Source organism: Syntrophorhabdaceae bacterium (genome assembly GCA_035541755.1).
Classification (GTDB): Bacteria; Desulfobacterota; Syntrophorhabdia; order Syntrophorhabdales; family Syntrophorhabdaceae; genus PNOF01.
In genome coordinates this window covers 1-10796 of the sequence record DATKMQ010000105.1, presented here as the reverse complement: position 1 = coordinate 10796, position 10796 = coordinate 1, and the positions used below count along the sequence as shown (strand labels likewise).

At 52.9% G+C, this 10796-nt stretch carries 14 protein-coding genes; 7 read left to right on the top strand and 7 right to left on the bottom strand.

Features of this window, described 5'->3' with window-relative positions:
- Window positions 1-200 (top strand): hypothetical protein (locus tag VMT62_11100; GenBank protein ID HVN96968.1); only part of this gene is annotated, 200 nt, incomplete at its 5' end.
- 73 nt (window positions 201-273) lie between these two features.
- On the opposite strand, the gene VMT62_11095 is transcribed toward VMT62_11100, so the two are convergent.
- Window positions 274-675: a carboxymuconolactone decarboxylase family protein gene (locus VMT62_11095; protein ID HVN96967.1), complete on the bottom strand. Its 402-nt coding sequence runs from the start codon at window positions 673-675 to the stop codon at window positions 274-276.
- A gap of 161 nt (window positions 676-836) precedes the next feature.
- Between VMT62_11095 and VMT62_11090 the strand changes: the two genes are divergently transcribed.
- Genes VMT62_11090 through VMT62_11080 form a run of 3 tightly spaced genes read left to right on the top strand, consistent with a single transcriptional unit; the run spans window position 837 to window position 3004 of the window.
- Entirely contained in the window at window positions 837-1421 is a 585-nt protein-coding gene (locus tag VMT62_11090) for a LemA family protein (GenBank protein HVN96966.1), read from the top strand.
- A 21-nt stretch (window positions 1422-1442) separates the two neighbouring features.
- On the top strand, window positions 1443-2345 hold the full coding sequence (locus tag VMT62_11085; protein HVN96965.1) for a TPM domain-containing protein: 903 nt from the start codon (window positions 1443-1445) through the stop codon (window positions 2343-2345).
- Complete coding sequence (locus VMT62_11080; GenBank protein ID HVN96964.1) at window positions 2345-3004, top strand: TPM domain-containing protein; 660 nt, start codon at window positions 2345-2347, stop codon at window positions 3002-3004. The genes VMT62_11085 and VMT62_11080 overlap by 1 nt, the downstream gene beginning before the upstream one ends.
- A gap of 80 nt (window positions 3005-3084) precedes the next feature.
- On the opposite strand, the gene VMT62_11075 is transcribed toward VMT62_11080, so the two are convergent.
- From VMT62_11075 to ruvX, 6 genes are all read right to left on the bottom strand, one after another.
- Window positions 3085-4269: an HD domain-containing protein gene (locus VMT62_11075; protein ID HVN96963.1), complete on the bottom strand. Its 1185-nt coding sequence runs from the start codon at window positions 4267-4269 to the stop codon at window positions 3085-3087.
- Entirely contained in the window at window positions 4269-4541 is a 273-nt protein-coding gene (locus VMT62_11070; GenBank protein HVN96962.1) for a hypothetical protein, read from the bottom strand. Before VMT62_11070 ends, VMT62_11075 begins: the two co-directional genes overlap by 1 nt.
- Before the next feature lie 349 nt (window positions 4542-4890).
- Window positions 4891-5304, bottom strand: a complete 414-nt coding sequence (locus tag VMT62_11065; protein HVN96961.1) for a Zn-ribbon domain-containing OB-fold protein — start codon at window positions 5302-5304, stop codon at window positions 4891-4893.
- Between the two features lie 4 nt (window positions 5305-5308).
- A complete protein-coding gene (locus VMT62_11060; GenBank protein ID HVN96960.1) occupies window positions 5309-6490 on the bottom strand; it encodes a hypothetical protein in 1182 nt (393 codons plus the stop codon).
- 14 nt (window positions 6491-6504) lie between these two features.
- Window positions 6505-7506, bottom strand: a complete 1002-nt coding sequence (gene mltG / locus VMT62_11055; GenBank protein HVN96959.1) for an endolytic transglycosylase MltG — start codon at window positions 7504-7506, stop codon at window positions 6505-6507.
- On the bottom strand, window positions 7490-7903 hold the full coding sequence (gene ruvX, locus VMT62_11050; protein ID HVN96958.1) for a Holliday junction resolvase RuvX: 414 nt from the start codon (window positions 7901-7903) through the stop codon (window positions 7490-7492). Before ruvX ends, mltG begins: the two co-directional genes overlap by 17 nt.
- A 272-nt stretch (window positions 7904-8175) precedes the next feature.
- Here ruvX and VMT62_11045 point away from each other — a divergent pair, with 272 nt between their 5' ends.
- The 3 genes from VMT62_11045 to VMT62_11035 all read left to right on the top strand — a co-directional run.
- Window positions 8176-8940 carry an acyl-CoA dehydratase activase gene (locus VMT62_11045; protein HVN96957.1) on the top strand — a complete coding sequence of 255 codons (765 nt, stop codon included), beginning with the start codon at window positions 8176-8178 and terminating at the stop codon, window positions 8938-8940.
- 23 nt (window positions 8941-8963) lie between these two features.
- Window positions 8964-9875 carry a benzoyl-CoA reductase, bzd-type, subunit Q gene (bzdQ, locus tag VMT62_11040; protein ID HVN96956.1) on the top strand — a complete coding sequence of 304 codons (912 nt, stop codon included), beginning with the start codon at window positions 8964-8966 and terminating at the stop codon, window positions 9873-9875.
- Window positions 9876-9907: 32 nt separating this feature from the next.
- Window positions 9908-10796: class III extradiol ring-cleavage dioxygenase (locus VMT62_11035; GenBank protein ID HVN96955.1), on the top strand; the 889-nt coding region annotated here is incomplete at its 3' end.

The following is a 10796-nucleotide window of genomic DNA, read 5'->3' as shown; positions in this document are numbered from 1 at the left end:
CCGGCCAGGTATTCGGTAGTTACTTGAATTACAACTACGGGGGCTCCTCGACCTGGAACTTCCCTACCATTACGAACCTGAACGTCAACGACCCCACATACAACAGGACTCCTTCTTCCGTACCCATCCCTCCGGCGGTATATCTGTTCTTTGCCGGACTCTTAAGTCTCATCGGGCTGCGAAAGAAATTAAAAGAATAGACAGGCTCCCATAATACCCCCCACACAGGCAGGGCTTAAAACCCTGCCTTTCTTTTTCGTCGGTATACCCACTTTATCTGCCGGTAAATTTCTCCCATTCACCCCTCCCCTTGAGCACATCGCGAAAGACCTCCAGGGCCTTGTTGACAAGCGGCATGCCTCCGTACGGGGCTAATTGGAAAAAGACCTCTGCGAGCTTCTTCGGGTCGCAACCCACGTTGAGGGCGGCGTTCACATGGAGCTTCAGCTCATCGGAGGCGCCAAGCGCGGCGAGCATTGCGCAGGCGGCCATTTGCCTCTCCGGAAGAGTGAGAACGGTCCTCGAATAGAGGTTTCCCGTAATGAACATGGAGAGATCGTTCGCGAGATCGCGGTCGAATTCTTTCCACATGAGATACGGCGGGTCGATCTTTATTCCGCCCGTCCACAATTTCTTTGCTGTTTCCTGTGTTCTCTTCTTAACATCTTCGTCCACGTTGACCTCCTCTCTAGTTTTGCAAGTTTTTATCACGTGCACTTCTCCACGGTCAATAAATTAAGAGGCCGTGGGCAAACTCAACGGCCATCTTTCTTTTGCCGGATAAAGGTGCTATAAATAGATATATCGAATGAATTCATTTGTGAGAAGGAGGTTTCATGAAACGATTGTGCGTGTTTGTCGTCCTCTGTCTTGCCGTGATGAGCGTCTCCGGATGCGGCTACAACACGATGCAGAAGAACGAGGAGGCAGTGAAGGCAGCCTGGGGCGATGTGGAGGCTACATATCAGAGAAGGAATGACCTTGTCCCGAATCTCGTAGAGGTTGTTAAGGCGTACGCTAAATATGAAGGCGACACGCTCAAGGCGGTGACCGAGGCGCGAGCAAAGGTCGGGAGCATACAGGTCTCAAAGGACATGATCGGCAATCCGCAGGCAATGGCGCAGTTTGAGCAGGCCCAAACGTCCATGTCGGGCGCCCTGTCAAGACTCATGGTCGTTGTGGAGAAATATCCCAACCTCAAGGCAAATCAGAATTTTATCGATCTCCAGCACCAGCTCGAGGGTACGGAGAACAGGATAAACGTGGCCAGAACCCGCTACAACAGGTCGGTTCAGGAATTCAACACATCTATCAGGATATTCCCAAACAGTCTCACGAACAGCCTGTTCCTGCATCTTCAACCCAAAGAAGCGTTCAAGGCCGAGCCCGGCGCAGAAAAAGCGCCCACGGTCAAATTTTAGGTTGATACGCAACAAGGAAACATGATGCAACAAGAAGTGAGACGCAAAAATATTCGCTATATCAGGCTTGTTCTGTTGATCCTCGCGTTATACCCTCTGTGGTTCGCGCTTGACTGCCAGGCAATCGAAGTACCTCAGCTCACCTCACGCGTCAACGACTATGCCAACATGATGTCGCCCTCCGCGCGGGCCCGGATAGAATCGGAGCTTGCCGCCCTTGAGCAGTCCGATTCGACGCAGATCGTGATTCTCACCATACCTTCTCTTGAGGGCGAGGTCATGGAGGAATTCTCGATCAGGGTGGCCGAAGCCTGGAAGATAGGACAAAAAGAAAAAGACAACGGGGTAATCCTTATCGTGGCCGCGAAAGAGAAGAGAATACGTATTGAAGTCGGCCGTGGCCTTGAAGGCAAGCTCACGGATCTGGCATCGGGGCAAATCATTGACCTCGTCATGAAACCCCGGTTCAGGAACAACGACTTCGACGGCGGGTTCACGGCAGCAACTCAGGCGCTTATCGAGGTGACACGGGGAGAATACAGGGCCGACGAAACCCGTGCACCGGTAAGAAGGGCTCGTGGCACACCTCTTCCCGTCTTCATCATGTTTGCTGCCATCGGCCTTATCGCCATCGGAAGGATTTCCCGCATTCTCGGAGGCGCGGCAGGGGCCATCGGATTCTCCTTAATCGGGCTCTTCATGGGGTTCCCCCTTCTCGTAATCGGCTTGATCGGCGTCCTGGGGCTTGCCGCGGGGATATTTCTTCCACTCTTCTTCGGCGGTCTCGGCGGGGGAGGGTTCTGGCCCGGCGGGTTTGGTGGGTTTGGAGGGTTTGGCGGGGGAGATGATGAAGGCGGCGGGTTTGGAGGTTTTGGCGGCGGTGGAGGCGATTTCGGAGGCGGTGGCGCCTCGGGAGACTGGTGATGATCGATCATCCGAAGGCTGAAAAATTCTTCACAGACGCAGAAAAACAGGCGATTAAGCAGGCTACCGACAGCGCGGAATCATGCACCATGGGCCAGATCGCCGTCATGATCGTGGATCAAAGCAGCGACTATCATGAAGCACAGATCCTCGGAGGGGTAATTCTCGGGAGCTTTGTGGCTCTCATTCTCACGACCCTGTGGTTTCATGATTCGATCTGGTGGTATATCCCCTTTTCGTGCGCGCTCTTTTTCCCGGCTTCACTTCTCTTCAAGAAGTCCCATGCTCTCAAGATCCACTGTATCGGAAACAAAAGAAAGGAAAGGGCGGTAAAGGAAAGAGCACTTAAGGCGTTTTATGAAAAAGGACTCTACAAGACGCAACACAACACGGGCGTGCTCTTCTTTATCTCACTTCTAGAGCGCAAGGTCTGGGTGCTCGCGGACAAAGGCATCCATGAGAAGATCAAGCAGGTGACCCTCAACAAATTCGCCCGGCACGTGGCGCAGGGTATCAGGGCGAGGCGGTCATCTCAGGCCCTTATCGAAGCGATCGCCGAGGCCGGCACTTTGCTCGCAGAACATTATCCGCGTGAAGCCGGATGTACGGTGCAACTGCCTGATACGATTATATACGAAAACAGAACAGAATCCGATTGATGCCTTCTCTCTTGACGCAAGGATTGGGTGGCACGCTCATCGTTTGCACATTGCGCGGGGCGCTGTGAGCTAAACCCATCTCAGAATTGGCCGAAAAGGTCGCCGAAGTTGACGCCGCAGATAACGGAGTCCTTGTATTTCTCGCGGATCGATTCTCTCGCATTAGTAAGATCGCGTGATTTGACCCCGTTTTCAATAGAACAGTAGGCCTCCACATAGGCGGCCAAATCATCGATGGTCTTTATGGCTGCACCGTCCCGGGGGTTGAATATATCATCGTTGAATTTCTCGGATATGGTTTCGGAATCCGTGTTCACTGTTTGTCCTGCCTTTGTGATGATCGTCGCGAATTCGTCCTCGGTGAACATGCGCATCTGACCGTGCCACTGGGTAGGGATGAGGTTCAGGACTTCTTTTTCCATCAATTCCTTTTCATACGCCTTAATGAGAGAGTCGAGCCCCTCGATGGAACGTTTTACCGGTGAGATGATGTCTCTCGTAAGGACCTCGGGCAGATCGTGGAACAGTCCGGTGAAATAATTATTAAAACACCTTCTCGGAGCCGCCCCGATGCCGAGCGAAAACAGATAGGAAAGGATGGCCACGATGAGCATATGGCCGAGCACCGATGTACGGGGAATCATATTGATATGGCTCCAGCGGTACTGGAACCTGAGTTGCCCGCAGAGGTCGATGAAGTTCCGGTACTTCTCGTAGAGGGCAAGTTGCTGAATACCGGCAAGGTCGTAGTAGCGCTCCTGTCTCTCTTGCAGGAACCCTTTGATTGCGGGGATCTCATACCCGTTCGGATTGGCCCGCTCAATGATGGCGAACTCCCACCGCGTGGCATAGAAGTGAGCCGCATTGATAATACGTTTGTTGATCGTGTTGTCGCTTGTTGTGAAGTAGCGTTGAAAGCGCTCGAAAAAACCAGCGCCGAGCGGCGCCACGATGGGTTCAAGTTTCTTGAAGACCCACTGGTTTAGCTTTTTATACTTGTTTTTGTCTTCCTTGATACGGTTGAATATCTGAGGCTTCAAATCGGTAATGACGAGTCTTTCCAGGAACTCGAAGAGTCCTCCTTCAATGACCTCGCTCCAGTTGAACCCCTCGGTTTGCTCTTCGAACCTTCCGAGAAAATAAGCGATGGTCATCTTGTGGGCCTGTTTATCCAACTCCTTCAGTTCCACAGGCCGGATCTTGTCGTTCCACCTTTGCATAGCGGCGGCGCCGAAGATTTCCAGGATAAAAGGTCTTTCGATCATTATGAGGCCCGGTCTTTTCGCGGATGCGTCTGCTTGAGAGGACTCCGATGTCTCTCCTTCACGCCTGTCCTCGGTTTTTTTGTCCCTCGCCGGGACACGAGGGAGACTTTTGTCTTTTCCGTCCGGTGAGCCGCTTCCCTCGGGACCTGCACATTCTCTTCTTTTGACTCGACGCCGATAAAGGTCCCGCATTTTATGCAGGCTTCCCCCTGGTTCTGGATATTTCCGCATCCCGGACAGAAGACGAGGTTTGAGATGTTATCGAATCCCATATTTACTCCGGTCCCTCATTCAATGGAGCACGCGGCGATGATACCATATCATGGTGCCATTGACGTTTTAGCATACTTGGTGCACTTGAAGCAAAATAAAAAGTGGATATTGCCGCTTAACAGGCGGCACCTTGGGGCCGGGGGCCGCTATTCATTTACTGGCCGTCCTCCTCCGCATCAACGCGTTTTACCCGTTCAAGCGCTCAGGAACAGGAAGAGAACTCAGTCGCCGAAAATAGAATAGGTGCTTGGCACAGGGTCAGGTCATTAAAATGCAAACGTGAAGCTGCCCGACGCAGCCCCACGTTTGCCATCCAATTTCGCACTGCTGATGGTGCGCTATAGCCTTTCAGGCCTTCACTATTTCAAATGAAAGCTGACCGTCATCGTACTTGCAGGGGCGGACGGTCACATCCATACCCACGGAAATTTCTTCCGGTTTCAATTCTTTGGTAAGACGCGCGAACAGTTTGATTCCCCCTGTGAAGTCAACCACACCCATGGTGTAGGGGGGATCCGCTTCGAAACCGAATGGCGCGTAGTACGCGGTGGTAAATGTTTCAAGCTTGCCCTTCGGAGGCATTTCAAACCATTCCATCTCCTTTGACAGACATTGAGAACAATCGGCCCGCGGTGGGAAAAATTTCGCGCCGCATTTCTTACATACCGTTCCTTCTATTTTTCCTTCTGAAAGCAGATCAACAAACTTTGCTGTCTTTGTGATCCCGGTAAAGCTTTTTCTTCCGAATTTTTCGAATCCCATGGTATCACCTCCCAAAGATGGTTACGTTGCCGTAGAGCCCCACGCCGCCCACGTTGTGGACGAGCCCGATATCCGGATCGCCGGGTACTTGCATAGGACCCGCTTCACCCCTCAGTTGCAGTACGATTGTGCGCATCTGCGATCCGCCCGTGGCGCCGATCGGGTGTCCCTTGGAAAGAAGACCGCCATCCACGTTAACAGGGATCCGGCCTTCCTTATATGTGGCCTTTTCCCGAATAAGCTGTTTGCCTTCGCCCATGGGCGCAAAGCCAAGACCTTCATATGCCATGATCTCCGCAATGGTAAAACAGTCGTGTACTTCGGCAACTTTTATGTTTTTCGCCGTCACGCCGGCCATCTTGTATGCGGCCTCTGCGGCCCTATATCCCACGCTGAGCCCCTTGGAGAAATCGGGTCGTGCAGCCATATTAACCGCCTCCGATGCCGCTCCTATGCCGAGAATCCATACGGGCTTCTTAGAGAACGCCTTTGCCTTCTCCGCGTTTGCGAGAATCACACAGGAACTGCCGTCTGCATTCGCGCAGGCGTCGCCCACCCTGAGAGGCCATGCCACAGCGCCGGCCATTTTGGCGTCGGGGTTCTTCGGATCGAAGTCCGATTCCTTGACACCCTTTCGGTAGACAGCCCTTTCATTGGTCTGGCCGTAGGTGGCCGATTTGATTCTTACCCTCATAAGGTCATCGTGGGTCAGGCCGTTTTTTGCCATGTAGGCCTGCGCGTAGAGCGCGTAATAGGCGGGCATCATCGTGCCGAAGGGGGACTCCCACTGAATGTCTGCGCCCCTGCCCATTCTTTCCTGGGATTCGGCCGAGGTGATTTCTGACATCTTCTGAAATCCCAGCACAACCACCACGTCATGGAGACCTGATTTGATCATGCTGTAGCCCACCCTCACTCCACTGCTGCTTGCGGAGCAGACCGATTCCACATACAGCGTCGGCTGGGGAATAAGACCGAGATACTCGGCCAGCACACCGGCTGGAGACCGCTGTTTGTCATATTCAGGTGCCGAGCAGAATATGGAGGTGCCCACGTCTTTCGCGGTAATCCCTGCGTCCTGCATGGCTTCCCTGAAGGCTTCGAAGGCGAGTTCTCTGATCGAGCCCTCGTAGCCCCGAACGAACGAACTCTGGCCAACGCCAATAACCGCTACATCTTTTGCCATAAATCCCTCCTTCATTATTTTTTTGCACTTTTCGATTTCTGGTACATTGCCACATATTTATTATGTTCATTCATATCTTTAGAAAAGACATGAGTACCGTCATTCTTGGACACGAAGTAGAGATAGTCCACGGGCGCAGGGTAAAGAACCGCCATAATAGAAGTCGTGTCCGGATTACAAATGGGCCCCTTGGGAAACCCCCTGAAGGTGTAAGTGTTATAGGGTGTATAGGTTATCAGGTCCGCCTTCGTAATGGGGCTTCCGAATGCCTTTGTTCCGTAAATGACCGTGGGATCGCTGTCAAATGACATCCCCCTCTGGAGCCTGTTATGAAAGACCGCTGATATGAGCGGCTTCTCTGTGCTCATCTTGGCTTCTTTTTCTATCATTGACGCAAGCGTCAAGGTCTGGTTCACATCGAGGTTCTCTGCCCGCATCCTCTCCCTGACGTCCGCCTTCTCGAAAAATCTGAGCGTCCGTTGCGCGATCTTTTCAATGAATTTATCTGCGTCTATCTCCCTGCTGTAATAGTACGTGTCCGGGGAAAGGTATCCTTCGAGCGAGTCCGCGTTGATGCCCAGGTTTTTAAGGAAGATTCGGTCCCGGCAGAGGCGAAGGAACTCCTGTTTTTCCATGATCCTGTTTTCTGCTATTGCATCGGCCACGGTGTATATATTATATCCCTGAACGATCTTGAGGGTATAAACATTCCTTTCGCTGTGCGCCATCTTCCTCACGATCTGTAAGGTGGACATATCTTTGCTTACTTCGTACTCTCCAGCCTTGAGCTTACCCCCGTAGAGAAGGGAAGCAAGAACGAAAAGGTTAGTCGAGTAGATCATCCCTTCGTCTTTGAGCATGCGCGCTATACCATAAAGACTCGTCCCGCTTTTTACCACGACATTGATACGTGACTCGTCCAAAGCACCCGGGACACTTGCAAAGATAATCGTCTGAAAGACAAGCAGAATGGAAAGCGCAATAACGAGTACCTTCCTATCACCTCTTGCGGGCATCAAGGTATCCTTGAAGTATGATCTGAGAAGCCATCACGTCGAGGAATGGCCGTCTTTTCTTGTGGCTGACTTCTGCCATATCAAATATTCTGTGGGCCTCGTTGGTGGTGAACCGTTCGTCCCAATAGGTCACGTCCACGGGGATATCCTTCCTGATTTCTTCCGCAAAATTCATGACTTCGCGGGCCTTCTTGCCGAGCGCGCCACTTAGGTCCTTGGGAAGACCGACCACGATTTCGCCCACCTCATACTCCTTCACAAGTTCCTTAAGCTCCCCTATGTCGTTCTCGGTGGTAGCGCGCCTATAAACCTTCAACCCCTGGGCTATACTGAAGGTGGGGTCGGATAGGGATATACCTATCTTCTTCTCCCCTACATCAAGACAGAGTATACGCATGGCCTTATTATAGCAAGTTTTTCAACGCTTTAAAAGACAAAAAGAGCATAGAAAAGGCCCTGTGAGCGTGACCTTGGTAAGGAGAAATAGGCGCCTTATCTATGCCGCAGGCGCTTCCTTCGTGTGAAAGAACCGGTCGAATTGACCAGATATCTCGATCAAGACCCGCTTTAATTCTTCGTTTGACAAGGTTGGAAGTTGAAGCATGTTATGCTAAACTACAGCCTGAGGTCTTTACGGGAATTCGGCGAATCTAGCCATCGTAGGGAGGCATGATGATATCGGCAGGCATAGATAGCGGCGCAAAAAACGTAAAAGCGGTCATTATAAAAGACGGCGCGGTTATCGGAAAATCCATAGTGCCTACGGGTATAGACGCAAAAGAGGCCTGCGGCAAGGCCTACGATCAGGCATTAAGCGTTGCCGGACTCACACGGGCTGAGGTCGAGAAAATACTCGCAACCGGCGTAGGCAAGAAGCTCTGCGATTTCGCTCAAGGAGAGGTTACGGAAGTGAGCGCCGACGCACAGGGTGTGAGATTCATGATGCCTCAGGTTCGCACCGTGGTCGATGTGGGCGCGGAGGAAGGCCGGGCGGTCCGAATCAATGAACAGGGCAATGTGGTAGACTTTGCAATCAACGATAAGTGCGCGGCAGGCACCGGTATATTCATAGAGACAATTGCGCGGGCGCTTGAAACGAAAGTTGAAGATATGGCAGCGCTCTCTGAGCAGGCCACAAAAGAGATTATCATGAACGCTCAATGCGCGGTTTTCGCGGAATCGGAACTCGTCTCCCTGATCCACTCTGAGGTAGCCAGGGCGGATATCGTCCGGGCGGTGCTCGCCGCCATCGCAGACAGGACCATATCAATGATGAGAAGGGTAGGCATCGAAAAGGAAGTGGCCCTGATCGGCGGTGTGGCGCTTAACAAGGGTTTCATCAAGGCGATTGAGAGAGAATTGAACATCACAATTGCTGTTCCCACGGATCCGCAGTTTATCGGCGCCATAGGCGCCGCCGTTGCCGCGGCATGATAGGAAGCCGGAGGAATTAAGACATGGCGGAAGAGAGAGAATTCTGGAGGTGGCCCGAATCACGATGGACCAATCCCGAGCTTGATTGGAAGCAGGGTAGATACGTGACGTGCGGCATCGATGTGGGTTCAGTAAGCGCTCAGGGCGTTATCCTGGTCGACGGCGAGCTTTACTGCTACGGCAACATGAGAATAGGCTCGGTGAGTCGCGACAGCGCCATGAATGTCTTCAATAAAACCATCGAGGGCACGGGACTCACCCTGGATGACGTCCACTTCACCGTAGGAACCGGTTACGGCCGCGTGAATGTGCCTTTCAGCAACAGGGCTATAACTGAGATCGCCTGCCACGGCAGGGGCGCAAACTGGATGTACGGCCCCGGTGTCAAAACCGTGCTCGATATGGGGGGACAGGACTGTAAGGCCATAAAGATCGACGATAAAGGTAAAGTGGCGGCTTTTATGATGAACGATAAATGCGCCGCGGGCACAGGCCGCGCGATGGAAGTCTTCGCAGACCTCGTCAGCCTACCCATCGAGGACGTGGGCGATACATCCCTTCGCGTCGAGGAAGAACCCCCACCGGTCAGTTCGACCTGCGTGGTCTTCGCCAAAACCGAGGCCTCTGGGCGGCTTCGTGCCGGCTGGTCCAGGGAAAAGGTGCTTGCTTCGTATTGCTCAGCTATGGCGCACCGGGTCGTCTCACTCCTCGAGAGGGTGACCGTCGAGAGAGAACTGGCTATTACGGGCGGCATAGCGAAAAACCGGGGCGTGGTGAAGAGGATCTCTTACGAGTTGGGCTTCGATGTACTGGAACCCATGTGGTACAATAAGGCCTATGCCGATAGAGGATTCCCCTTTGACACGCAGATTGCGGGTGCCGTCGGTGCCGCACTCTTTGGAAAGGCCCTCGTAGAGAAGGGGGCGAGCAAATAAGGCCCGCAAAAGGCTTGCGTTGACGAGCAAGCATGGCGGAAAAGAGGGTGTACGAAGCACAGACTTTGCCTCTCACCTCGCCTGCGAAGAACCGTAAACGCACAGTTGACATACGAAATCGAGAAGCTTCTATGCTGAACCAGAAGGACGCCCGAAACAGAGCCCAGATTGTTTATTTCTCCCACGGTGGAGGACCCCTGCCCATTCTCGGAGACCCAAGCCATAAAGCCATGATAGATTTCATGATCAAACTTCCATCACGGCTCGCAAGGCCTGACGCTATCCTTGTTATCAGCGCCCATTGGGAAGAGACCGAGGCAACGCTTCTTTCCGCACCGATGCCCACCATGTTCTATGATTACTATGGTTTCCCTGATGAAGCCTACGCCATCACCTACCGCGCGCCTGGAAGCCCCGATCTCGCGACGCGGATTGCTGCACAACTCACCGAGAATCACATACCCACCCGCCTCGATCCAATGAGGGGATTTGATCACGGTTTATTCATACCGCTCAAACTCATGTATCCTCAAGCAGATATCCCGTGCCTTCAGCTTTCGCTCGTAGGCGGTCTTAATCCCGCAGCTCATATAGCCCTTGGCAGGGCGTTGCGCGGATTAATGCGTGAGAATATTCTGGTTATCGGATCCGGATTTTCGTTCCACAATATGGGTGCGTTCTCCTGGGAGGGAATAGATGCGCCCGATCCGGCCAATGAGGCCTTTCAGAACTGGCTTATTGAGGCATGCACCGGCAGAGTTGGGGCAGAGCGTGAGGCCTTACTCATTGACTGGCAGCGCGCCCCTTCCGCACGCTACTGTCACCCCCGCGAAGAACATCTGCTGCCACTCCACGTGTGTGTCGGCATGGCGGACAAGAGGGCAACCAAGATATTCGATGACCATATCCTCGGTAAGCGCA